Below are 23,724 nucleotides of genomic sequence, written 5' to 3' on the forward strand. Positions count from 1 at the left end.
GATGAGGGAGGTACGGATGCTCGACGGCAGGGTCGCCGTGGTGACGGGAGCGGGACGAGGGCTGGGCCGGGCGTACGCCCGGGCGATGGCGGCGTCGGGCGCCGCGGTGGTGGTGAACGACCTCGATGCCGCCGTCGCCCACGAGACGGTCGCGCTGATCACCGACGCCGGTGGGCGCGCGGTCGCCGAACCCGGGGCGGTCGGGACGGCCGAGGTCGCCGACGCGCTGGTCGGACGTGCTGTGGGCGAGTTCGGGCGGCTCGACGCGATGGTCACCAACGCCGGGGCGCTGCGGGACCGGACGCTGCGCAGGACGACCGACGAGGACTTCGACCTCGTCGTCGGCAGCCATCTGCGCGGCACCTTCACCTGCGGCCGGGCGGCGGCCGCCCGGTTCCGCGAACAGGGCGACGGCGGCCGGCTGATCCTGGTCGGGTCACCCGCCGGGCAGCGGGCCAGCTTCGGCCAGAGCGCGTACTCGGCGTCGAAGGGGGCGATCGTCGCGATGATGCGGACCTGGGCGGTGGAACACGCGAAGATCGGCGTCACCGCCAACGCGATCCTGCCGACCGCCCTGACCCGGATGGTCGCGACGATCCCCGGGCTCGGCGAGCTGGTCGAGGCCGTCGGCCGGGACGAGCCGGTGCCGCCGGAGGTGCGGCGCACGGGGCTGGGCACACCGGACGACGCCGCACCGGTCGTCGTGTGGCTGGCGTCGGCGGCGTCCGCGCACGTGACCGGTCAGGCGATCGCCGCGGGTGGTGACCGGATCGCGCTGTGGACCCATCCGGAGGAGGTCGCCGAGCGGTGGCGCGACGGCGGCTGGAGCCCCGAGGCGGTGGCCGCGGAGTTCGCGGACGCGCCGCTGCAGGACTTCACCCAGGCGCTGCCCGCCGCGGCCACCGGTGGCACCCGGTGAGCGCCCCGACGGTCGCGACCGGCCTCGACGGTGTCCGGGCGCTGCCGCGTGGCGAGGTGCTCGGCGAGAGCGGCCCGGTCACGGTGACCCAGCACGACGTCGACCTGTTCGCCGAGGCCACCGGCGACCGCCAATGGATCCATGTCGACCCGCAGCGGGCCGCCGGGACACCGTTCGGTGGCACGATCGCGCACGGCTACCTGACCCTGTCGCTGGTGCCGCGGCTGCTGCCGGACATCCTGCGGCTGGACGGCTTCTCGATGGTCGTGAACTACGGCTGCGAGAAGGTGCGGTTCCCGTCGCCGGTGCCGACCGGGTCGACGCTGCGGGCGACCGCGGTCCTCGACGACGTCACCGAGGTGGCCGGTGGCCTGCAGGTCACGATCACGATGACGATGACCGTCGAGGGCGCCGCCAAACCCGCCTGCGTGGTCACGTTCCTGACCCGGCACCTGGAGTGAGAACGGGGCGGGCGCGCGACGGCGCGCCCGCCCCGGAGCCGGGACCAGGACGTCGCGGTCCGCCGGCCGGACCGGTGGTGGTGTCCGCACGCCGTCCCGCTGTACGGCGGGGCCGCCGACCGCACGCACCGCGACCTGACCGTGCGGCTCGACGGTGGTCGTGCGGACTCCGCCGTACGGACGTCGGGCACCGCGATGCCGAGCGGGGCGCCCGGGTCCACCGCGGCCGGCGACGGCACCCCGGACTCGGTCGTGGTGGACGGTCGACATCGACGGGCCGTCGGCACCCATCGCGTAGTCACTGTCGGGCGACCCGGGGTCGCGCCGGCGGGCCGACGGCCCCGGCGTCGGGCAGCACCGCGGGTGGTGGGTGAGGCACGAACGCCCCGTGGCCGCCACGTCGGCCCGTCGCGCAGGTCCGAACCCCTTTCACCCGGTGAAAGGCGGTCTGGTGGGCCCCGAGGCGGGTTCCTAGCGTGCCCGGGACCCCTCAGTTCCGACGACGGGACCCGCCATGTTCGAGACCATGATCGATCCGACCGGGGCAGCCGATCCGGTCGCCCCGGCGGGTGCGGCGCTCGCGCCACGCCCGGCGGACCTGGCGGGGCTGCGGCTCGGCCTGCTGCTCAACACCAAGCGCAACGCGGCGGAGCTGCTCGACGCCGTCGCGGAGCGGTTCGCACAGCAGTACGGCACGGTGCCCGCCGCCCGGCACGTCAAGCCGCACATCAACGATCCGGTCGCACCGGAGGTCCTCGCCGACCTGGTCGAGCGGTGCGACGTGGTGCTCGTCGGGGTCGGCGACTGCGGATCGTGCAGCGCGTCCGCCGTCACCGACGGCATCGCGCTCGAGGCGGCGGGGGTCCCGGCCGCCGTGCTGGTCAGCGAGGCCTTCCGGACGACCGCGGACGCAATGGCCGGGCTGCGCGGCAGCCCCGGCTACGACTACGCGGTCGTGCCGCACCCGGTCGCCTCGCTCGACGCCGCCGGAGTCGCGGCCCGGGCCGGCGAGGTGCTGCCCGGGCTGGTCCGGCTGCTGCACGCGCGGGTGGGACCGGGCGGCCCGCCCGGGAACGGCGCGGACCACCCCGGGGCGGGTGTCCGGTGAGCGCCGCGACCTCCGTCGATCCGGTGGACATCGCCCGGGCCGCGGTCGAGCACGCCTACGACCAGGGCTGGACCGACGGCCTGCCGGTCGTCCCGGTGACCGCGGCGACCCGCGACGAGTTCCTCGCGGCGACCCCGCGCGATCCGGGCGAGGTGGTCGCGCACGCCGGGAGCCTGGGCCGGGAGTGCACAGTCGAACGGGTCGCGGTGAACGCCGCAATGGCCGGCTGCCGCCCGGAGTACCTGCCCGTCGTGCTGGCCGCGTGGGACGCCCTGATGGCCCAGCGGGTCGTCACCGGCGGCGGCTGGCAGAGCACCAGCGGCCCGGCCCCGCTGGTCGTGGTGAACGGCGACGTGCGGGCCGAGCTGGGGATCAACTCGGCTGGCGGCTCGGTGGGGCCCGGCTTCCGGGCGAACGCGACGATCGCCCGCGCGATCGGGCTGACCGTGCGCAACGTGCTCGGCATCCGCCCGCACGAGCTGGACCAGGCCACCCAGGGGCTGCCCGGCCGGTTCGCGGTGTGCGTGGGCGAGAACGAGGAGCAGAGCCCCTGGGAGCCCCTCTCGGTGGAGCTCGGCGCCGTGCCCGGCGCCGGGTCGGTCTCGGCGATGCTGATCCGGACCTGCGAGTTCGTCGACAACCGGGACTCAACCGACCCGGAGGACCTGCTCCGCGACATCGCGGACACGGTGGCCCGGACCGGCACGGTGGTCGGTGGACGGTCGTCGGCCGGCCTGCTGCTCGGCGTCGAGCACGCCACACTGCTGGCCGACGGCGGGTTCGGCAAGGCCGACGTCGCCGCCTGGATCAGCGAGCACGCCGTGCGGACCGCCGCCGACCTGCGGGCCGCCGGGAAGGGCCGGGTGGCCGGGGACGCGCCGGACGATGCCCCGTTCCCGATGGTGCCCGAGCCGGAGCACCTGCCGATCGTCGTCACCGGCGCCCGCAACGCCGGGATGTCGCTGGTGGTGCGGCCGTTCGGTTTCGGCGGATGGTCGCGCACCACGCACCCGGTTCACGTCGGCGGGGCCGCGGCGTGAACCCGGTATTGGACGTGCGGGACCTTCGTGTCGAGTTCCCGACAGCGGCCGGTGCGCTCGGGGTGGTCGACGGCGTCTCGTTCGACGTCGGGCCGGGTGAGACGGTCGCGCTGGTCGGGGAGTCCGGATCGGGCAAGAGCGTCAGCTCGCTGGCGGTGCTCGGGCTGCTCGGCAGGGGCCGGATCGCGGGCGGGTCGGTGTCGTTCCGGGGCGAGGAGATCGCCGGTGCCGGTCCCGAGCGGTTGCGCCGGCTGCGCGGCGCCGAGATCGCGATGGTGTTCCAGAACCCGATGAGCGCGCTGGACCCGCTGTTCAGCGTCGGGGACCAGGTCGTCGAGGCGATCCGGGTGCACCGGCCGGTCGGCCGGGCGCAGGCCCGGGGACTTGCCGTCGAGCTGCTCCGCGAGGTGGGGCTGCCGGACCCGGAACGCCGGATGCGGTCCTATCCGCACGAGCTGTCGGGCGGTCAGCAACAGCGGGTCGGGGTGGCGATGGCGCTGGCCTGCGATCCGGAGCTGCTGATCGCCGACGAGCCGACGACGGCGTTGGACGTCACGGTCGAGGCGCAGATCCTGGCCCTGATGCGACGGCTGCAACGCGAGCACGGCGCGGCACTGCTGCTCATCACGCACGACATGTCGGTGGTGGCCCGGATGGCCGACCGGGTGGTGGTGATGTACGCGGGCCAGGTCGTCGAGCGGGGCGCCGTCGCCGAGGTGCTGAGCGCGCCCACCCATCCCTACACCCGGGCGCTGATCGGCTCCGTCCCGACCGTCCACACCGGACGAGACGAGCTGCTGACGGTGATCCCGGGGAGCGTGCCGAACCCGGCCGACATGCCCGACGGCTGTCGGTTCCATCCGCGTTGCCCGCAGGCGGTGGAGCGGTGCCGCACCGAGGTGCCACCGGTGGTCCGGACGGGGGAGGGCCGGATCAGCCGGTGCTGGCTGGCCGAGGACGCGGGCCGCGTCCCGGCGCCGACCGGGGCCCCGGGCGGCGGCGCCCGATGACAGGGCTGCCACGTCATCCGTCGCGGCGTGGACCGCGACGCGCACCGCACCCTGCGGCCTGTCTTCTCCCTGGTGGAAGACGGTCTGGTGACCGGCTGGGTGCGATTCCTAGCCTCTCGCAGCACACGGCCGACGGAGTCCGACGGGAGACCCACATGTGTCAGACCACCACCGACCGGACCGGGCGTGTGCCGGTGGGCGTCCCGGCCGGTGCCCGGTGACCGGGCCGGCGCTGTTCGAGGCCCACGACCTGGTGAAGCACTTCCGGAGCCGGCGCGGGGTCGTGCAGGCCGTCAACGGCGTGTCGCTGAGCATCCCGCGCGGCCGCACGGTCGGCCTGGTCGGCGAGTCGGGTTCCGGCAAGTCCACGGTGGCCCGGCTCGCGCTGCGGCTGCTCGAACCGACCTCGGGGACGCTGTCGTTCGACGGCGCCGATCTCGGCGCCGCCTCGGGCGCGACGCTGCGCCGGCTGCGACGCCGGATGCAGATCGTCTTCCAGGACCCGAACGGCTCGCTGAACCCCCGGATGACCGTCCTGCAGGCGGTGGGGGAGCCGCTCGTGGTGCACCGGATGGCCCGTGGGGCCGCGCTCGCCGACCGGGTCGTCGAGCTGCTCGAACGGGTCGGGCTGGGTGCGCGCGACCTGAACCGGTACGCCCACCAGTTCTCCGGCGGTCAGGCCCAGCGGATCGGGATCGCCCGCGCGCTCGCCACCGACCCGGACCTCATCGTGTGCGACGAGGCGGTCTCCGCGCTGGACGTCTCGGTGCAGGCCCAGGTGCTCAACCTGCTCCGCGGCCTGCAGGCCGAGCGCGGGCTGTCCTACCTGTTCATCGCCCACGACCTGAACGTCGTCCGCTACATGTCCGACGAGGTCTGCGTGATGTACCTCGGCGAGATCGTCGAACGCGGGGACGGCGACGCGGTGCTGCGGGACCCGCAGCACCCCTACACCCGGATGCTCGTGTCCGCCGTACCGGACCTGGCCGCGGCCGGACCGGCCCAGGACGTCACGCCGGTCGGCGAGGTGCCCAGCCCGATCGACCCGCCGCCGGGGTGCCGGTTCCACACCCGCTGCCCGCAGGCCGAGGCCGGCTGCCGCGAGGAACGGCCCGCGCTGCGCAGGGTCGTCGCCGACCGGGACGTCGCCTGCCTGCTGGCCGGCGCACGGACCTCAGGGGCGGTGCGACCGTGACGCGCTACGTCCTGCGCAGGCTCGCCTACGGCGGTGTGGTGATGGCGCTGGTGACCGCTCTGGTGTTCGTGCTCGTGCGGCTGGTCCCCGGCGACGCGGTGACGATGCAGCTGGCCGAGTCCGGCGCGAGCCCGGAGCAGGTCGCGGCCCTGCGCGCCGAGTTCGGCCTCGACGTGCCGGTCTGGACGCAGCTGGGGAACTGGCTCGCCGGTGTCGCACGCGGTGATCTCGGCAGGTCGTTCTACGGCGGCGGCGCACCGGTGACCGGGCTGTTCCTGGAACGGGTGCCGGTCACCGTCTCGCTCGGCCTGCTGGCGATGCTGTTCGCGACCGTCGCCGGCATCACCCTGGGCGTGCTGGCCGCAGTCTCCCGCGGCTCCGCGCTGGACGCCGCCGTGCGGAGCTTCGCGGTCGCGTTCCTGTCGGTGCCCAACTTCGTCGTCGCGCTGCTGGCGCTGACCGCGTGCGCGGTCTGGCTCAACTGGTCGCCACCGCTGGCCTACCGGCCGCTGACCGAGGACCCGGTGAACTGGATGCAGCAGATGGCGATCCCGGTGATCGCGCTGGGCACCGCCGGGATGGCGGGGACCGCGCGGATGGCGCGGTCGTCGTTGCTGGAGTCGCTGGGGTCGGACTACGTGCGCACGGTCCGTGCGAAGGGCGCGCGGGAGCGCACCGTCGTCGGCAAGCACGCCGCCCGGAACTCCACCATCGCGGTGCTGACGCTGCTCGGCCTGGAGCTGGCGACGGTGCTCGGTGGCACCGTGATCCTGGAGCAGATGTTCGGGATCCCGGGGACCGGGCAGCTCATCTACTCCGCGGTGCTGGAGCGCGACTACCCGGTGGTCGTCGCCTGCACGATCTTCTACGCGGGGCTGTTCGTGGTGACGATCATCGTGATCGACCTGCTCTACGCGCTGGTCGACCCGCGGATCCGGACCGGGCGGGCACTCTCGTGAGCGCGCCGGCCACCCCCGCGCAGCTGCGCGCCGTCCCCGGCGCCGTCGCCCGGTTCGTCCGCGCCCAGCCCCTCGGCGGCATCGCGCTGACGGTACTGATGCTGTTCGTGCTGGCCGGGCTGCTGGCGCCGCTGGTGGCGCCGTACGACCCGCTGGAACAGTTCCGCCGGGACATCCTCGACGGCCCGTCCGCCCGGTTCCTGCTCGGCACCGACGACCTCGGCCGGGACGTGCTGAGCCGTTCGCTGCACGGCGCCCGGACCTCGTTGCTGATCGGGGTGGTGACCACCGCGGTCAGCCTGGTGCTGGGCACCACGATCGGGGTGGTCTCCGGCTACGCGGGCCGGGGCGTCGACATCGTCCTGCAGCGGGTGATGGACGCCGTCCAGGCAATCCCCGGCATCGTGCTGCTGCTGTTCATCGCGGTGATCCTCGGGCCCTCGGTGCGCAACACGATCATCGCGCTGACCGTGGTGATCACACCGTCGTTCAACCGGATCGCCCGCGGCGAGACGCTGCGGGTGCGCGAGGAGCGCTACGTCGAGGCGGCCCGGGCCACCGGTGCCGGGACCGGCCGGATCCTGACCCGGCACGTCCTGCCGAACATCGTCGCCCCGGTGTTCACCCTGGCCAGCCTGATCTTCGCCGGAGTCGTCATCGCCGAGTCGGCGCTGAGCTTCCTCGGCATCGGCGCGCCGCCGCCGACCCCGTCCTGGGGACTGATGCTCTCCGAGGGCGTCCGGTACGTGGAGCGCGCGCCGTGGCTGATCGTCGTGCCGGCGGTCCTGCTCTCGCTGGCCGTGTTCAGCCTCAACCTGCTCGGCGACGCGCTGCGCGACCACCTGGACCCGCGCCTGCAGCACGCCACCTTCGCCGAGTCCCGGCGGTGGTGGCGGCCCCGCCCGCCGGCCCGCCTCGCCCCCGCCCTCGCCCGGGCGGCGGAGGAGCTCGACGCCACCGACCCCACCGACCGACGACCCGACTAGGAGCGTGCACAGTGGACATCTCACTCGCCGGGAAGGTGGCCCTGGTCACCGGAGCCGGTCCGAACATCGGCGGCGGGATCGGCCTGGCGCTGGCGCGCTACGGCGCGACCGTGGCCTGCAACGACATCGACCCGGACGCGGCGGCCGCCGCCGTCGAGCGGATCGAGCGCAACGGTGGCCGGGCCATCGCGGTCCCCGGTGACGTGACCGACGAGGACCAGGTGGCGGGCTACGTCGACCGGGTCGTCGGCGAGCTGGGCGGGATCGACATCCTGGTCAACAACGCCGCCCTGCTCGGCGGCAAGGGGGTGCTCGACGAGAGCGCCGAGTTCTTCGACCGTGCCGTGCGGGTCGCCGGGCTGGGCAGCTTCCTCAACACCCGGGCGGTCGGGCGGCACATGGCCGAGCGCGGTACCCGTGGCTCGATCGTGCTGGTCTCGTCGTCGAACGGCTGGTCCGGCTCGGCCGGGGTGATCGCCTACGCCTTCCACAAGGGCGGGGTGAACAACTTCGTGCGGGCCGCGGCGATGGACCTCGCCCCCTACGGGATCCGGGTCAACTCCTTCACCCCGACCGCGCCGACCCCGGACAACCCGGCCCTGACCGGACCGGACGGGAAGTCGGTCATGGACCGGCCGCGGAACGGGATCGGCGGCGGCACCGGCGACGAGCCGTGGCGTCGGCCCGCCCGCTGGAGCGGCGACCGGGTGCCCATGGTGCCGATGGGCACCACCGGCACCCCGACCGACATCGGGCACTGCGTGGCCTGGATGTGCTCGGACCAGGCCCGGCTGATCACCGGTCAGGACTTCGTCGTCGACGGCGGGGCCCGGGCGAAGAACTTCGCCTACGTCCCGGCGGCGGCCGGTGACCTCGCCGGACCGGTCCCGCTGGTCGGTCTGGACGTGACCGGCGAGCTCGACCGGGAGACGGTGTGAGACCGGGTCGCGCCGCGGCGCTGCTGCTGGCCGCGGCGCTGGTGCTGTCGTCCTGCGGGGCCGGTGGCGGTGGCGGCAACGACGAGCCGGTCGGGGACCCGCGTCCCGGCGGCTCGCTGGTGTGGCAGCTGCCGGCCGAGGTGTCCACCGACCTGAACCCGCTGGAGAGCTCCGACCCGAGCGCCACCGGGCTGATCTCCGGCTCGGTCTACGGGAAGCTGCTCGACTGGCGCACCGGCCCCGACGTCACGGAGATGGAGCTGGAGGGCGACCTGGCCGAGTCGTGGGAGGTCTCCGAGGACGGTCTGACCTACACCTTCCACCTGCGCCGGGACGTCACCTGGCACGACGTCGAGCCGGTGAACGGCCGGCCCTTCGTCGCCGACGACGTCGTCGCGACGATCACCGCGATGAAGGAGCGCGGCCTGCAGGCCTACATGCTCGAGGCGGTGCGGACCGTGCAGGCGCCGGACGAGCACACCGTCGTCCTGACCCTGGACCGGCCCTTCGCCCCGCTGCTGGAGTACGTGGCCTACCACACCTTCCTGATGGTTCCCCGGGAAGGGATCGAGGGGCGCTACGACCTGGACACGGTGGCGATCGGCACCGGGCCGTTCCTGCTCGCCGAGCACACCCCGGACGTCGAGTGGGTGCTCCGGCGCAATCCCGACTACCACGTTCCCGATCGCCCGTACCTCGACGAGGTCCGGCGACCGGTCATCAACGACACGGCGGCGACCACCGCGGCCCTGCGGAGCGGCCGCCTCGACGTGGGCACCACCAGCGACGTCACCGTGGCGGACGAGTTCCGCGACGGCGACCACACCGTGACCGAGACGCCCGGCGCGCCGGTGAGCTTCTACCTCAACCCGCGCGTGGAGCCGTTCGACGACGTCCGGGTACGCCGCGCGGTGTCCCTCGCGATCGACTGGGAGGGCATGGGGGAGACCGTCCGCGGCTCGTTCAACCTCACCTCCATCCTGCGTCCCGACGTCTCCGACGCAGCACTGTCCGAGGACGAGGTCCGCGAGATCCGCCCGTTCGACCCCGAGCAGGCCCGCCGGCTCCTCGCCGAGGCCGGTCTCCCTGACGGCTTCACGACCACGCTGCTCGTCCAGCGGGTCGACGACGAGGACGTGCGCGAGGCCCAGTGGATGCAGGCCGACCTGGCCGAGGTCGGGATCGACGTCACGATCGAGACCGTCGACCCCGGGACCGGGATCGAACGCCGGCGCACCCACGAGTTCGCCATGACGAAGGCACTCCGGACCGTGCACCTGCCCGACCAGACCTGGCGCGACTTCATGCCCGGCTACATCGAGAACTACGCGCTCGTCGACGACCCGGAACTCGTCGAGGGCTACGCCCGGACCCGGACCACCACCGACGACGCCGAGCGGCGCGAGCTGCACCGCGCCATGCAGAGGCGGATGGAGACCGAGATCGTGCAGGGCCTGTTCCCGATCCAGAAGTTCGACTACACGATCTTCTCCTCGCGGACCCGGGACCTGTTCCCGGTGCCGATCCACCAGGGCCGCCGGCTCGCCGACGTGTGGCTCAGCGACCAGCCTGCGTCGCCGTGAGCGTCGGGGTACACGATCTCGTCGTCGTCGGGTCCGGCCCGGCCGGGTACACCGCGGCGGTCTACGCCGCCCGGGCCCGGCTGGCCCCGCTGGTGTTCGAGGGCTCCAGTCACGGCGGCGCCCTGATGACCACCACCGACGTGGAGAACTACCCCGGCTTCCCCGACGGCGTCGACGGGCCCGGCCTGATGGGGCGGATGCGGGCGCAGGCCGAGCGCTTCGGCGCCGATCTGCGGCCCCGCGACGTCGGGGAGATCCGGCTGGACGGCCCGGTCAAGGAGATCGTGACCGACGGCGAGGTGCACCGGGCCCGTGCGGTGGTGCTCGCGATGGGCGCCGCGCCGCGCTACCTCGGTGTGCCGGGGGAGCAGGAGCTGCTCGGGCGGGGGGTCTCGTCCTGCGCGACCTGCGACGGGTTCTTCTTCCGGGACCGGGACGTCGCCGTCGTCGGTGGCGGGGACTCCGCGATGGAGGAGGCGCACTTTCTCACCCGGTTCGCCCGCAGCGTCACGGTCGTGCACCGCCGGGACACCTTCCGGGCGTCGCGGATCATGCTGGAGCGGGCACGGGCGAATCCCGCGATCCGTTGGGCGACCCGTCGCGAGGTCGTCGCGGTGACCGGCGACGGCGCGGTCGGCGGGCTGCGCCTGCGCGACGTCCGGGACGGCGCGGAGTCCGGGCTGGACGTCGCCGGGGTGTTCGTCGCGATCGGCCACGACCCGCGCAGCGGGCTGGTCGCCGACCGGCTCGACCTGGACCCCGACGGCTACGTCCGCACGCTCGACGGGACCACCCGGACCGCCGTCGACGGGGTGTTCGCCTGCGGTGACCTGGTGGACCGGTACTACCGGCAGGCGGTCACCGCCGCCGGGTCGGGCTGCGCCGCGGCGATCGACGCCGAGCGCTGGCTGGCCGGGGCCCGCGTGGACCGTCCTTCCACGACGTGAAAGCGCCCTCCCGGCACCCGCCGGGAGGGCGGCATCGTGAGGGCACGAGCCGGTGACCCGGCCCACATTCCCTTCCGGGCCCCGGACCTCCGCCGAGGCGGCCGTATCCGTTCCCACACACAGGAGCCGACATGGGCATGACGACCCGAGCCGCGATCTGCCGCACACCGGGGACGCCGTGGGAGATCACCGACGTGGAGCTGGACGACCCGCGCGCCAACGAGGTCCGCATCCGGTTCCACGCCGCGGGGCTCTGCCACTCCGACGACCACATCCAGAAGGGCGACGCGCGGATGCGGATGCCCGTCGTCGGCGGGCACGAGGGCGCCGGGGTGGTCGAGGCGATCGGTCCCGGTGTCACCCGGGTGCAGGTCGGGGACCACGTCGTGTGCTCCTTCATACCGGCCTGCGGCTCCTGCCGGTACTGCTCCACCGCCCGGCAGAACCTGTGCGACGCCGGGAAGAACGCCGCCACCGGTAAGTTCCCGGACGGGACCTTCCGGTTCCACCTCGACGGCGAGGACCTCGGCGGGCTCTGCGTGCTCGGCACGTTCTCCCAGTACGCGGTGGTCTCCGAGTTCTCCTGCATCCCGATCGCCGACGACATCCCGTTCGACGTCGCCTCCCTGGTCGGCTGCGGCGTACCGACCGGCTGGGGCTCGGCGGTGCACGCCGCCGGGGTCCGTGCCGGGCAGACCGTCGTCGTCTACGGCTGCGGCGGGGTCGGGGCCAACGCGGTGCAGGGCGCCCGGCTCGCCGGTGCCCGCAATGTGGTGGTGGTCGACCCGGTGGCGTTCAAGCGCGACATGGCGAAGGTCTTCGGGGCCACCCACACCTTCGCCGACGCGCAGAGCGCGCACGAGTTCGTCGTCGAGACCACCTGGGGCGAGCTCGCCGACCACGCGATCATCACCGTCGGTGTGCTGCACGACGAGGTGATCGCCCGCGCGCTGGCGGTCACCGGGAAGTCCGGCCAGGTCACCGTCACCGCGGTCGGTAACGGCTCGGTCCGGGCGCCGTCCGGGATGCTGATCGGCTACCAGCGCCGGGTGCAGGGCGCGATCTTCGGCGCCTGCAATCCGCTGCACGACGTGCCCCGACTGCTCGACCTCTACCGCTCCGGCGACCTCAAGCTGGACGAGCTGATCACCAGGCGGTACCGCCTGGAGGAGGTCAACCAGGGCTACGCGGACATGGCGGACGGCCGGAACGTCCGCGGCGTGATCGTCCACGAGCACTGAGGCGGCGACGATGACGACCGACACGACGGCCGGCACGGACACCGATACCGGCGCCGGACCGACCGCCGGGGCCACCCACCTGATCGGCGACGCCTGGGTGCCCGCCGCGGACGGCCGCACGATCGACGTGCTCGACCCCTCCACCGGCGAGGTCGTCGGCCGGGTGCCGCGCGGCACCGCCACCGACGTCGACGCCGCCGTCGCGGCCGCCCGGGAGGCGTTCCCGGCCTGGCGCGACACCAGTGCCACCGAGCGCGGGCGGCTGCTGCTGCGCTGGGCCGAGCTGGTCGAGCGGCACGCCGACGAGCTGGACCGGCTGGAGTCCCGTGAGGTGGGGCGGCCGCACTGGGGCCCGCCGCCGATGGCTCGGATGCTCACCTTCCTGGCCGGGCAGGCCGACAAGGTCCAGGGGCTCTCGCTACCCACCCACACCCCGGACGTCCTCGGTCTCACCCTGCGCGAGCCCTACGGCGTCGTCGCCTCGATCATCCCGTGGAACGCCCCGGGCCCGATGTTCGCCAACGACACCGGCGCTGCGATCGCCGCGGGCAACACCGTGGTCGTCAAACCGGCCGAGGACGCCCCGCTGACCCCGCTCGCGCTGGCCCGGCTCGCCCGCGAGGCCGGGATCCCGCCGGGGGTGGTCAACGTCGTCACCGGCTACGGCCACGAGGCCGGCGCCGCCCTTCCCGCGCACCCCGACGTCGCCCGGGTCGGTTTCACCGGCTCCCCGGAGACCGGGTCCGCGGTGATGGCGACCTGCGCACGACGGCTGGTACCGCTGCACCTGGAGCTGGGCGGCAAGTCCCCGCAGGTGGTGTTCCCGGACGCCGACCTGGACCGGGCGATCCCGGCGATCGTCGCGGGCATCACGCTGAACACCGGCCAGATCTGCGCCGCCGGGTCCCGGGTCGTGGTGGACCGGTCGATCCGCGCCGAGGTGGTGGAACGGCTCGCCGCCGAGATGGCGGCGGTCAGCGTCGGCCCCTGGCACGCACGGGCCCGGATGGGGCCGCTGATCAACGCCCGGCAGCGGGACCGGGTGCTCGGCTACGTCCGCGCCGGACGCGAGGAGGGCGCTCGGCTGGTGACCGGCGGCGGCACGCCGCCCGGGAGCGGACTGGACCGCGGGTTCTTCGTCGAACCGATGCTGTTCGACGACGTCGACCCCGGCATGACGATCGCCCGCGAGGAGATCTTCGGCCCGGTGCTGTCGGTGCTCGCGGTGGACGACGAGGCCGAGGCCCTCGACGTCGCGAACGGCACCGACTACGGGCTGGTCGCGTCGGTCTGGACCCGCGACGTCGGCCGTGCCGTGCGGATGTCGCGCGGGCTGGCCGCCGGGCAGGTCGCGGTGAACGCCGCGCTCGGCGCCGGGGTGATCGGCGGGCCGTTCGGCGGCTACCGGCGCAGCGGCTTCGGCCGGACCATGGGCGCCGACGCCGTGCTGGAGCACACCCAGGTGAAGACGGTGTCGATCCGTGGCTGAGCGGACGGCGGGCACCGGGGTGCGGCTGCGGGTGCTCATGGAACCCCGCCACGGCTGCCGCTACGACGAGATCCTCGCCCTCGCCCGGGCGACCGAGGCCGCCGGGTTCGACGCGTTCTTCCGCTCCGACCACCTGATGGGCGTCGACCCGCACGACCGCACGTACCGCCCCACCGACTGCTGGACCACGCTGGGCGGCCTGGCCCGCGACACCGGCCGGATCCGGCTCGGCGCCCTGGTCGGAGCCGCCACGTTCCGCGAGGCCGGCCTGCTCGCGACGATCGTCGCCTCCGTCGACGAGATGAGCGGCGGCCGGGTCGAGCTGGGACTGGGCACCGGCTGGTACGAGCGCGAGCACGCCGCGTTCGGGATCCCGTTCCCGCCGACCCGCGACCGGTTCGACCGGCTGGAGGAGCAGCTGACGATCGTCACCGGCCTGTGGCGGGCCGCCCGGGCCGGCACGTCGTTCTCCCACGACGGCCACCACCACCGGATCGCGGACAACCACACCCCGCCGCACCCGGCGCAGGACCCGTACCCGCCGGTGATAGTCGGCGGGACCGGTCGGCGGCGCACCCCCGCGATCGCCGCCCGCTTCGCCGACGAGTTCAACGGCGCCCTCGGCGGCGACCTGGCCGAGCGCTACGCGGTGTTCGACCGGGCGTGCGAGGCGATCGGCCGGGACCCGGCGACCGCACGCCGGTCCGCGGTACTGCCGGTGGCCTGCGGCGCCGACCCGGCGCAGGTCGCCCGCCGCGGCGCGGTCATCGGGTCCGACCTCATGCGCGACAACGCCGCCATCGGGTCTCCGGACCACGTCACGGACCGGATCGGACGGCTGGCCGAGGCCGGTGCGGACACCGTCTACCTGCACGTCTACGACATCGCCGATCTCGACCACATCGCCCTGATCGGGGCGGAGGTGCTGCCGCACGTCGCGGCACGACCGGAGGGGGCCCCGCAGTGAGCACAGCAGAGACGACGGCCGGACCGTCCACCGCCGACGCCGGTGTCATCACCACCCGGGCGGCGGTGGCCCGCGGCCCGCACACCGGCTGGGAGCTGACCGACCTGCGGCTCGAACCGCCCCGCGCGCACGAGGTGCGGGTCCGGTTCCACGCCGCCGGTCTGTGCCACTCCGACGACCACATCACCGCGGGCGACGCGCCCGTACGGTTCCCGGTCGTCGGCGGCCACGAGGGCGCCGGGATCGTCGAGTCGGTCGGCCCGGACGTGCGCCGGGTCCGCCCCGGCGACCGGATCGTCTGCTCCTACATCCCCGCCTGCGGCGCCTGCCGTCCCTGCTCGACCGGGCACCAGAACATGTGCGTGAAGGGCCTCAACGCGGGCACCGGGATGTTCCTCGACGGGTCGTTCCGGTTCCACCAGGGCACCGGCGACGAGCGCGTGGACTTCGGCGGCTTCTGCACGCTCGGCACGTTCTCGCAGTACGCGGTGGTATCGGAGTGGGCGTGCGTCCCGCTGCCCGAGGACATCCCGTTCGAGATCGGCGCGCTGGTCGGCTGCGGTGTCCCCACCGGCTGGGGCTCCGCGGTGTACGCCGCGGGCGTCCGGGCGGGGGAGACGGTGGTGATCTACGGCGCGGGCGGGGTCGGGTCGAACGCCGTGCAGGGCGCCCGCTACGCCGGCGCGAAGAACGTGGTCGTCGTCGATCCGGTTGCGTTCAAGCGCGAGTCCGCCGAGATGTTCGGGGCGACGCACACCTTCGCCGACGCGGCGAGCGCACACGAGTTCGTCGTCGAGACCACCTGGGGCCAGCTCGCCGACCATGCGATCTGCACCCCCGGCGTCCTCACCCCGGAGATCGTGAACGACGCCGTCGCGGTCGTCGGCAAGGGCGGCAGGGTCACCGTGACCGCGGTCGGGCGGCTCGGGGAGAACACCGTCGACGTGCACGCCGGGATGATGATCAGCTACCAGCGCCAGATCCGTGGCGCGCTGTTCGGCGGCTGCAACCCCCTGTACGACATCCCCCGCCTGCTCGGCCTCTACCGGGCCGGCGACCTCAAGCTCGACGAGCTGATCACCCGCCGGTACCGGCTGGACGAGGTCGACCGGGGCTACGCCGACATGACCGCCGGCCGCACCATCCGCGGCGTGATCGTCCACGACGTCTGACGCCCGCCGCGATCCGAGGAGCCACCGTGTCCCCTGCACCCGTGCCCGGGTTCGTCGCGCCGGCCGACGCCGATGCCGTCACCGACCTGCTGCGGGCCCAGCTCGAGGGCCTGCTCGCCCGCTCGCCGTTCTACGCCGACCTGTTCGCCGAGCACGGGATCGACGCGTCGGCGTTCGGCTCGCTCGCCGACCTGGCCCGGTTCCCCTTCACCGGCAAGCAGATGCTGCGCGACTCCCAGGCGGCGCAGCCGCCGTTGGGCCGGCACGCCGGCGTCGCGATGTCGGAGGTCGTGCGGGTGCACGCCTCCACCGGCACCACCGGACGCCCCAGCTGGGTCGGGGTGACCCGGCGCGACGCGGGCGCCTGGACCGAGCTGGTCGCACGGGCGTTCCGCACCATGGGGGCCACCCGCGACGACGTCGTCCTGCACGGCGCCGGCCTCACCCTGTTCGTCGGCGGCCTCCCGATCCGCGACGCGCTGGAACGTATCGGCAGCACGATGGTCCCGATCGGGACCGGGGCGTCGGAGAAGGCGGTGCTGGCGCTGGAGTCGCTCGGCGTCACGGCGCTGCACTCGACGCCGTCCTACGCCCGCTACCTGGCCGAGTACCTGAGGGCGGCCGGCCGCGACCCGCGCGAGTTCGGGCTGCGCAAGATCTTCGTCGGAGGTGAGCCCGGCGGCGGGGAACCCGCGTTCCGCAGACAGGTCGAGCAGGAGTGGGGCGCCCCGGTCACCGAGGGGCTCGGCAACGCCGACATGGCCCCGGTGCTGTTCGCCGAGCAGCCCGGCAGCGGTGGGATGCGCTTCACCGGTGGTCGGCACGTGGTCGCCGAGCTGATCGACCCGGAGTCCGGGGAGCCGGTGGGCGCCGAACCCGGGGCCGAGGGCGAGCTCGTCTACACCTCGGTGGACCGCGAATGCTGCCCGCTCGTGCGCTTCCGCACCCGGGACCGGGTGGTCGTCACCGGCCGGGCGGCCGACGACGCCCCGCTGATCCGCTGCATCGGTCGGACCGACGACATGCTGATCGTGCTCGGCGTCAACGTCTTCCCGTCCGCGGTGCGCGATCTCGTCGTCGCGCTGCACCCGCGCACCACCGGCGCCGTGCAGATCGTGCTGCCCGAGCACGGCCCGCGGGTCGACCCGCCGCTGCGGATCGAGGCCGAGTGGGGCGAGGCGGCCGGTGACACCGAGCAGCTCGGCAGGGAGATCGAGACCGCGATCCGGACCCGGCTGTCGGTCAGGGCCGCGGTGACGCTCGTGCCGCCCGGCTCGCTGGAACGCGCCGAGATGAAGTCCCGACTGACCCGGCTCGCGGGCTGAACAGGAAGGAGACGAGACGTGACCGAGAGGCCCAACCCCATCCTCGACCCGACAGGCCGGGGCGCCGATCCCTCCCCGGAGCCCGGGGCGGGAGTGCTCGCGCCGCGCCGCCCGGAGCTGACCGGCCTCCGGATCGGGGTCCTGGAGAACACCAAGAAGAACGCCGACCTGCTGCTCACCGAGCTGGCCCGGTTGCTCGTCGACGAGCACGGCGCCGCCGGGGTCACGGTGGCCCGCACCAAACGTCAGTTCGCCGTCCCGGCGCCCGACGAGCTGATCGAGGAGTACGCCCGCGGCTGCGACGTCGTCGTCACCGGGGTCGGTGACTGCGGATCGTGCAGCGCGTCCGCGGTCGCCGACGGGGTGCTGTTCGAGAGGGCGGGGGTGCCTGCCGCGGTGATCTGCAGCGACGCGTTCGCCGCCACCGCCGACACGATGGCCGCGCTGCGCGGCGCCACCGGCTACCGCTACCTGACCACCCCGCACCCGGTCGCGATCCTCGAACCGGACCAGGTCCGGGACCGTGCCGCGCGGCTCGCCGGCGACGTCGCCGCTCTGCTCACCGGGGCGCAGCGGTGACCGCCGGGACCGACCCGGACCCGGATCTCGCCGCCGCCGCGGTCGAGCACTGCTTCGAGCAGGGCTGGACCGACGGGCTGCCGGTGGTGCCTGCGTCGCGCGCGCTGGTCGACGGCTTCCTGGCCACCACCGGTCTGGCCCCGGAGACCGAGATCGGCAGGCTGCCGCAGCTGGACCGGGCGGTCACCGTCGAGCTGGCCGCGATCAACGCGGTGATGGCGGGCTGCCGCCCGGAGTACTTCCCCGTCGTCCTCGCGGCCTGGGCCGCACTGACCGCGGAACGTGCGACCGGTGGCGGGGGCTGGCAGTCGACCAGCGGTCCGGCACCGCTGATCGTGGTCAACGGCCCGGTCCGCGACGCGCTCGGGTTCAACTCCACCGGCGGCGTGTTCGGGCCGGGGTTCCGGCCGAACGCCACCGTCGCCCGGTCGATCGGGCTGATCGTGCGCAACGTCTACGGCGTGCACCCGCACGCCCTGGAGCAGGCCACCCAGGGGCTGCCCGGGCGCTGGCAGATCTGCATCGCCGAGAACGAGGAGGAGAGCCCCTGGGAGCCGCTGTCGGTCGAGGCCGGCGTCGCTCCGGGGGAGTCCGCCGTGTCCGCGACGCTGCTGCGGACCTGCGAGTACGTCGACAACCGGCACACCGGCTCGGCCGAGCAGCTGCTCGCCGACGTCGCCGACACGCTCTCCCGCACCGGGGCCTGGATCTTCCGGCACGCGAGCGCCGGGGTCGTGTTCTGCCCCGAGCACGCCCAGCAGCTCGCCGCCGCCGGGTTCGGCCGTGCCGAGGTGCGGGCCTGGCTGGCGCAGCGGTGCGGCCGCAGCGTCACCGACCTCGCCCGGGCCGGGAAGGACGGCCTGGACGGCCAGGTCCGGTTCGCCGACGGCACCCGCGGCGACGGCTTCGACCCGCTGTTGGCCGGCTCCGGCCGGGAGAACCTGCTGCTGGCCGTCGCCGGGGCACGCAACGCCGGTATCTCGATGGTGGTGCGGCTGTTCTCCGACTGGTCCGGCGCCGCGGTCCCGGTGGCGGGGGTGACCCGGTGACCGGCCCGCTGGAGAACCCGTTCGCGCCCGGGGCCGGCCCGATGGCCGGCCGCGCCGTGCTCGTCACCGGCGCCGGCCAGAACGGCGAGCTCCCCGGTGTCGGCCACGCGACCGCCCGGCTGGTGGCGGCCCAGGGCGCCCGGGTCGCGGTGCTCGACCGGGACGCGGCCGCCGCGGGCCGCACCGTCGAGCGGATCACCGCCGACGGCGGACGGGCCGTCCCGGTCGTCGCCGACGTCACGACCGACCCGGCCTGCGGCGCCGCCGTCGCCCGGGCGGCCGGCCTGCTCGGCGGCCTCGACGGCCTCGTGAACAACGTCGCCGCCGGGGACCGGGCCGGGCTGTTCGACGTCACCCCGGAGCGGTTCGACGAGCTGCTCCGGATCAACCTCACCTCGGCCTGGCAGGTCACCCGGCACGCCGTCCCGCTGCTGCCGCCCGGCTCGTCGATCGTGAACGTGTCCTCGGTCGGGGTCCGGATGCGCGGGCCCGGGATGGTCTACTGCGTCGCCAAGGCGGGGCTGGAGAACCTCACCGAGGGCGCCGCGACGACGCTGGGGCCGCAGGGCATCCGGGTCAACTGCGTGCAGGTCGGCGCGATCTGGGGGTCGTTCGCCGCCGCGAACATGAGCGAGGACCTGCGCGGTGCGCGCCGGGACTCGACCGCGCTGAAGACCGAGGGTACGGCCTGGGACGTGGCCGCCGCGGTGGCGTTCCTGCTCGGTGCGCACGCCCGCTGGATCTCCGGCCACACCCTCGCGGTGGAGGGCGGGCCGCCGCACCGGTTCCCGCCCGGGCCGCCGGTCCGCTCGGTGGCCGGGGCCGACGACGCGCGGTGGTCCGTCGGTGCCGGGACCGCGGGAGCCGCCCCGGGCGACGGAGGTGCCCGGTGAGCGCCCGGGTCGCGCTGGTCACCGGCTGCGGCAAGCCGGACGGCGCCGGCCAGGGGATCGCCCGCCGGCTCGCCGTGGCCGGGTACGCCGTCGTCGTCACCGACCGGGTGCCCGGCGGCGTACCCAACGCCCGGCAGGCGGCGCAGTCCGGGACCGGGACGCATGACGGGCTCACGACGCTGACCGCGGAGCTCACCGCCACCGGGGCCCGGGCCGTCTCCGTGCTCGGTGACATCGGCCGGCCCGAGGACGCCGCCCGCATGGTGGGCACCGCCGTCGACGAGTTCGGCAGGCTCGACGTCCTGGTCAACAACGCCGCCGCACCACAGGGCGCCGACCGGGCCGACATCGGCGAGACCTCGCTGCAGGTGTGGCAGGAGTTGCTGCACACCAACCTGACCGGCACCTTCCTGATGTGCCGGGAGGCGGTGCCGGTGATGCGCGGGCAGCGCTACGGCCGCATCGTCAACATCTCCTCGATGGCCGGGCTGTCCGCGGCCCCGCGCTCGGCCGCCTACTCGGCGTCCAAGGCCGGGGTGGTCGGGCTGACCCGCGCGCTCGCGATGGACGTCGCCGGGTGGGGGATCACGGTCAACGCGATCTGTCCCGGTCTGCTCGCGACCAGCCGGGCGGTGCTCGATCCGACGCTGGACGACGAGGCCGCCGTCGCGGCGGTCGCCGCCCGCGGGCGGTCCATCGCGGTCGGCCGGGCCGGGCGGCCCGACGACGTCGCGGCGGCGGTCGCCTACCTCGCCGCCGACGACGCCGGCTACGTCACCGCCCAGACCCTCGTCCTCGACGGCGGCGGGCTCAGTCCGTTCCCGCTGCCCCGACCCGCCGACCACCCAGGAGACACGCCATGAGCGACCAGGTACGCGCGGCCGTGCAGACCGCACCCGGAACGATCGAGCTGCGCGAGTTCCCGCGCCCGGCGATCGGTGCCGACGACGGGCTGCTGCGGGTCGAGGCGACCGGGATCTGCGGCAGCGACGTCGAGATGTTCCGCGGCCACATGCGGATGGGGACCGGCAGGCCGGTGATCCCCGGGCACGAGCCGCTCGGGATCGTCGAGGAGGTCGGCGAGCGGGCGGCCGCCCGGTGGGGCGTCGAGCCGGGTGACCGGGTCGCCCTCGAGGTCATCGTGCCGTGCCGAGCCTGCCACGACTGCCTCACCGGCCGCTACCAGTCCTGCCGCCACCGCGGGAACGCACACGGCGTGACCGGGACCGACGTCGCGCCGTCGCTGTGGGGCGGCATGGCCGAGCACCTCTACCTGGCCCCGAACGTGGTGCTGCACAAGGTCGACCGGGACCTGCCCGCGGAGCTGGCGGTGATGTTCAACCCGCTCGGCGCCGGTGTCCGGTGGGCGGTGGACCTGGGCGGCGTCGGACTCGGAGACACCGTGCTGGTGCTGGGTGCGGGCCAGCGCGGGATCGCCTCGGTGATCGCCGCCCGTGCGGCCGGGGCCGGGACGATCGTCGTCACCGGCCTGGAGTCCGACGTGCACAAGCTGCAGCTGGCCAGGGAGTTCGGCGCCGACCACACCGTCGTCGTCGACGGGGAGGGAGCCGAGGACCCGGTCGAGACGGTGCTCGACCTGACCGGCGGGGCCGGGGCCGACGTCGTCCTGGAGCTGACCCCGATGGCCGCCGCCCCGCTCACCCAGGCGCTTCGCGCCGCGAAGCACGGCGGCACCGTCGTGCTCGCCGGGCTCAAGGGCAGCCGGGAGAACCCGCTGAACACCGACCTGATCATCAACCGGGCGCTGACCGTGCGCGGTGCCTTCGGCGTCGACGCCCGCGGCTACGCCGAGGCCATCGCGATCATCGAGTCCGGCCGTTTCCCACTGGAGAAGCTGCACACCCACACCTTCGGGCTCGACGACACCGCGCTGGCGCTGCGGACCCTCGGCGGGGACGAGCCCGGCGAGCGCGCGGTGCACGTGTCGGTCCATCCCCACCTGCGCTGAGGAGTCGCCGTGCTGATCGACGCACACGCCCACCTGCTGCCCCACGACTACCCCGACGACGGCCCCGGGTGCTTCCCACGGATGGAGGCGATCGACGGCACCGACGCCCGGCTGCTGGTGTTCGGGTCGGTGCGGTTCACCGCGAAGGCCGCGTTCTTCGACGCCGAACGGCGGATCGAGGCCCAGGACGCGTCCGGTGTGGACGCCGAGGTGATCACCCCGATGCCGCCGCTGCTGCGCTACGACCTCCCGGTCGCCGACGGGCTGTCGCTGGCCCGGCACGTCAACGAGTTCACCGCGACGCTGAGCGCGGCCGGACCGGGCAGGCTCTACGGCTTCGGCATCGTCCCGATGCAGGACCCGGACACCGCGACCGCGGAGCTGAAGCAGATCCGCGACGCCGGCCTGCACGGTGTCGAGATCGCCTCCGGGGTGCTCGGCAGGCCGATCGGGGACGAGCGGTTCCGGCCGTTCTTCGCCGAGGCGGAGCGGCTCGGGCTGCCGGTGTTCGTGCACGCGATGCCCGCCCCGACCGACCAGCTCCCGGCCTCGGCGATGGGCACCCACGTGGTCGGCCTGCAGGGCGCGACCGCCGCCGCGTCGATGGTCACCGGTGGGACCGCGGCCGGGTGCCCGGACCTGCGGCTGTCGTTCAGCCACGCGGCCGGCGGTTTCCCGCTCGTCCTGCCGCGGGCGCAGTACTTCTGGAGCGGCACCTGGAACGAGGAGCCCGCGGTGCCCGAACGCGCGTTCGCGCACGACGACGGCCCGTCCCCGTCCGAGCTCGCCCGGCGCTTCTACTACGACACGACGGTCTTCGACCACCGCGCCCTGCGCTACCTCGTCGACCTGCTCGGGCACGACCGGCTGCTGGCGGGCTCGGACTTCCCGGCGATGCCGCGCGAGGAGCCCTGCGGCCGGACCCTGCGGTCGCTGGACCTGTCCGCGGCCGAGCTGGACGACATCCTGTGGCACAACACCTTCCGCTGGCTCGGGGTCGACCCGCCGGCCTGACCCCGGTACCGCCGCACGCTCGCTCCCCCGGGCCCGGTGCCCGGGGGAGCGGCGTGTGCCGGACGGCTCAGAGGCCGGTGACCGGGCGTGGTCCCAGGGTCCGGGAGATCGCCCGGGACGCCTGCGTCAGCACCCCCGCGAGCTCACGGGTCCGCGCCTCGGTCGCCTCAACGACCACGCTGACGGCCGCGGCGACCCGTCCGCCGGCGTCGGGCACCGGCACCGCGACCACCATGTCGGCGACCGTGATCTGCCCGCGCGCCACCGCCACTCCGGTCTGCCGGATGGAGGCCAGGGTGCGTCGCAGCACGTCCGGGTCGATCACCGTCAACGGGCTGAAGCGTTCCAGCGGCGAGCTGAGCACCTGTTCCTGGAAATCCGGTTCGGCGTGCGCGAGCAGCACCAGACCGGTGCCGGTGGCGTGCATCGGCCAGCGGTCCCCGACCCGGCTGTTCACCGGGTTACGCACACGGGCGCGGATCGCCTCCACGTAGACCACGCCGGTGCCGTCCCGCACACCCAGCTGCACGTTGCCGCGGGTGGCCCGGTGGAGGTCCTCGAGGTGCGGGTAGGCGGCCTCCCGCAGGCCGAGACCGCGCGGTGCCAGCGCCGACAGCTCCAGCAGCCGCAGCCCGACCGAGTAGCGGCCCTCGCCGTCGCGCTCCAGCGCGCCCCAGGCCACCAGCTCGTGCACCAGCCGATGCGCGGTCGACAGGCTGAGCCCGGCACGCCGCGCGATGTCGCTGAGCGTGAGCGACCGGTGCCGGGGTCCGAAGGCGTCGAGCACCGCCAGCATCCGGCCCGCGGCCGTGACCCGCCGGCCGGCATCCGGTTCGTGGGCCCACCCGGGGCCGTGCTCCGCCGTGACCGTCATCGACCG

Annotated in this window: 23 protein-coding genes; 22 read left to right on the top strand and 1 reads right to left on the bottom strand. The window is 74.4% G+C overall.

All coding sequences use genetic code 11. The annotated features are described in order from the left end of the window. The first annotated feature begins 16 nt into the window (after positions 1–16). The 22 genes from KPF47_RS28550 (at position 17) to KPF47_RS28655 (ending at position 22,844) form a co-directional block, all read left to right on the top strand. The gene (locus KPF47_RS28550; RefSeq protein ID WP_224391897.1) at positions 17–919 is read left to right on the top strand and encodes an SDR family NAD(P)-dependent oxidoreductase; all 903 of its coding nucleotides are present in this window, start codon (positions 17–19) and stop codon (positions 917–919) included. Further along, positions 916–1,380, top strand: a complete 465-nt coding sequence (locus tag KPF47_RS28555) for a MaoC family dehydratase (protein WP_224391898.1) — start codon at positions 916–918, stop codon at positions 1,378–1,380. Before KPF47_RS28550 ends, KPF47_RS28555 begins: the two co-directional genes overlap by 4 nt. 526 nt (positions 1,381–1,906) lie before the next feature. After that, complete coding sequence (locus KPF47_RS28560; protein ID WP_224391899.1) at positions 1,907–2,488, top strand: UGSC family (seleno)protein; 582 nt, start codon at positions 1,907–1,909, stop codon at positions 2,486–2,488. Further along, the gene (locus tag KPF47_RS28565) at positions 2,485–3,528 is read left to right on the top strand and encodes a hypothetical protein (protein ID WP_224391900.1); all 1,044 of its coding nucleotides are present in this window, start codon (positions 2,485–2,487) and stop codon (positions 3,526–3,528) included. Before KPF47_RS28560 ends, KPF47_RS28565 begins: the two co-directional genes overlap by 4 nt. Before the next feature lie 14 nt (positions 3,529–3,542). Continuing rightward, positions 3,543–4,538, top strand: coding sequence for an ABC transporter ATP-binding protein (locus tag KPF47_RS28570; RefSeq protein ID WP_224391901.1), 996 nt, complete (start codon positions 3,543–3,545; stop codon positions 4,536–4,538). Between the two features lie 217 nt (positions 4,539–4,755). Then, a complete protein-coding gene (locus KPF47_RS28575) occupies positions 4,756–5,733 on the top strand; it encodes an ABC transporter ATP-binding protein (protein ID WP_224391902.1) in 978 nt (325 codons plus the stop codon). After that, positions 5,730–6,692 carry an ABC transporter permease gene (locus KPF47_RS28580; RefSeq protein ID WP_224391903.1) on the top strand — a complete coding sequence of 321 codons (963 nt, stop codon included), beginning with the start codon at positions 5,730–5,732 and terminating at the stop codon, positions 6,690–6,692. Before KPF47_RS28575 ends, KPF47_RS28580 begins: the two co-directional genes overlap by 4 nt. Further along, positions 6,689–7,678, top strand: coding sequence for an ABC transporter permease (locus KPF47_RS28585; protein WP_224391904.1), 990 nt, complete (start codon positions 6,689–6,691; stop codon positions 7,676–7,678). Before KPF47_RS28580 ends, KPF47_RS28585 begins: the two co-directional genes overlap by 4 nt. A gap of 11 nt (positions 7,679–7,689) precedes the next feature. After that, positions 7,690–8,616: an SDR family NAD(P)-dependent oxidoreductase gene (locus KPF47_RS28590; protein ID WP_224391905.1), complete on the top strand. Its 927-nt coding sequence runs from the start codon at positions 7,690–7,692 to the stop codon at positions 8,614–8,616. Next, positions 8,613–10,199, top strand: a complete 1,587-nt coding sequence (locus KPF47_RS28595; RefSeq protein ID WP_224391906.1) for an ABC transporter substrate-binding protein — start codon at positions 8,613–8,615, stop codon at positions 10,197–10,199. The genes KPF47_RS28590 and KPF47_RS28595 overlap by 4 nt, the downstream gene beginning before the upstream one ends. Further along, entirely contained in the window at positions 10,196–11,146 is a 951-nt protein-coding gene (gene trxB / locus KPF47_RS28600; protein ID WP_224391907.1) for a thioredoxin-disulfide reductase, read from the top strand. The genes KPF47_RS28595 and trxB overlap by 4 nt, the downstream gene beginning before the upstream one ends. Before the next feature lie 131 nt (positions 11,147–11,277). Then, a complete protein-coding gene (locus KPF47_RS28605; RefSeq protein WP_224391908.1) occupies positions 11,278–12,387 on the top strand; it encodes an NDMA-dependent alcohol dehydrogenase in 1,110 nt (369 codons plus the stop codon). 10 nt (positions 12,388–12,397) lie between these two features. Next, complete coding sequence (locus KPF47_RS28610) at positions 12,398–13,876, top strand: aldehyde dehydrogenase (protein WP_224391909.1); 1,479 nt, start codon at positions 12,398–12,400, stop codon at positions 13,874–13,876. 37 nt (positions 13,877–13,913) lie between these two features. Beyond that, on the top strand, positions 13,914–14,843 hold the full coding sequence (locus KPF47_RS28615; RefSeq protein ID WP_224391968.1) for a TIGR03560 family F420-dependent LLM class oxidoreductase: 930 nt from the start codon (positions 13,914–13,916) through the stop codon (positions 14,841–14,843). A gap of 47 nt (positions 14,844–14,890) precedes the next feature. Continuing rightward, on the top strand, positions 14,891–16,015 hold the full coding sequence (locus tag KPF47_RS28620; protein ID WP_062404425.1) for an NDMA-dependent alcohol dehydrogenase: 1,125 nt from the start codon (positions 14,891–14,893) through the stop codon (positions 16,013–16,015). Positions 16,016–16,041: 26 nt separating this feature from the next. Next, on the top strand, positions 16,042–17,340 hold the full coding sequence (locus KPF47_RS28625) for a phenylacetate--CoA ligase family protein (protein WP_224391910.1): 1,299 nt from the start codon (positions 16,042–16,044) through the stop codon (positions 17,338–17,340). Positions 17,341–17,358: 18 nt separating this feature from the next. Continuing rightward, complete coding sequence (locus KPF47_RS28630; protein WP_224391911.1) at positions 17,359–17,919, top strand: UGSC family (seleno)protein; 561 nt, start codon at positions 17,359–17,361, stop codon at positions 17,917–17,919. Further along, a complete protein-coding gene (locus KPF47_RS28635; protein ID WP_224391912.1) occupies positions 17,916–18,968 on the top strand; it encodes a hypothetical protein in 1,053 nt (350 codons plus the stop codon). The genes KPF47_RS28630 and KPF47_RS28635 overlap by 4 nt, the downstream gene beginning before the upstream one ends. Then, entirely contained in the window at positions 18,965–19,861 is an 897-nt protein-coding gene (locus KPF47_RS28640) for an SDR family NAD(P)-dependent oxidoreductase (protein ID WP_224391913.1), read from the top strand. Before KPF47_RS28635 ends, KPF47_RS28640 begins: the two co-directional genes overlap by 4 nt. After that, positions 19,858–20,724: an SDR family NAD(P)-dependent oxidoreductase gene (locus tag KPF47_RS28645; RefSeq protein ID WP_224391914.1), complete on the top strand. Its 867-nt coding sequence runs from the start codon at positions 19,858–19,860 to the stop codon at positions 20,722–20,724. Before KPF47_RS28640 ends, KPF47_RS28645 begins: the two co-directional genes overlap by 4 nt. Further along, positions 20,721–21,830: a zinc-binding dehydrogenase gene (locus KPF47_RS28650; RefSeq protein ID WP_224391915.1), complete on the top strand. Its 1,110-nt coding sequence runs from the start codon at positions 20,721–20,723 to the stop codon at positions 21,828–21,830. Before KPF47_RS28645 ends, KPF47_RS28650 begins: the two co-directional genes overlap by 4 nt. A gap of 9 nt (positions 21,831–21,839) precedes the next feature. Beyond that, positions 21,840–22,844: an amidohydrolase family protein gene (locus KPF47_RS28655; protein ID WP_224391916.1), complete on the top strand. Its 1,005-nt coding sequence runs from the start codon at positions 21,840–21,842 to the stop codon at positions 22,842–22,844. A gap of 67 nt (positions 22,845–22,911) precedes the next feature. Here the strand turns inward: KPF47_RS28655 and KPF47_RS28660 are convergent, their stop codons facing one another. Next, positions 22,912–23,718: an IclR family transcriptional regulator gene (locus tag KPF47_RS28660; protein WP_224391917.1), complete on the bottom strand. Its 807-nt coding sequence runs from the start codon at positions 23,716–23,718 to the stop codon at positions 22,912–22,914. Positions 23,719–23,724: the final 6 nt, after the last annotated feature.

Source organism: Pseudonocardia sp. ICBG1293 (assembly GCF_020131355.1).
Lineage (GTDB): Bacteria > Actinomycetota > Actinomycetes > Mycobacteriales > Pseudonocardiaceae > Pseudonocardia.

Excerpts from the sequence above, each read along its gene's own strand:
- KPF47_RS28660 (WP_224391917.1), bottom strand. The coding sequence starts at position 23,718 with ATGACGGTCACGGCGGAGCACGGCCCCGGGTGGGCCCACGAACCGGAT.
- KPF47_RS28605 (WP_224391908.1), top strand. The coding sequence starts at position 11,278 with ATGGGCATGACGACCCGAGCCGCGATCTGCCGCACACCGGGGACGCCG.
- KPF47_RS28610 (WP_224391909.1), top strand. The coding sequence starts at position 12,398 with ATGACGACCGACACGACGGCCGGCACGGACACCGATACCGGCGCCGGA.
- KPF47_RS28650 (WP_224391915.1), top strand. The coding sequence starts at position 20,721 with ATGAGCGACCAGGTACGCGCGGCCGTGCAGACCGCACCCGGAACGATC.
- KPF47_RS28560 (WP_224391899.1), top strand. The coding sequence starts at position 1,907 with ATGATCGATCCGACCGGGGCAGCCGATCCGGTCGCCCCGGCGGGTGCG.
- KPF47_RS28615 (WP_224391968.1), top strand. The coding sequence starts at position 13,914 with ATGGAACCCCGCCACGGCTGCCGCTACGACGAGATCCTCGCCCTCGCC.
- KPF47_RS28550 (WP_224391897.1), top strand. The coding sequence starts at position 17 with ATGCTCGACGGCAGGGTCGCCGTGGTGACGGGAGCGGGACGAGGGCTG.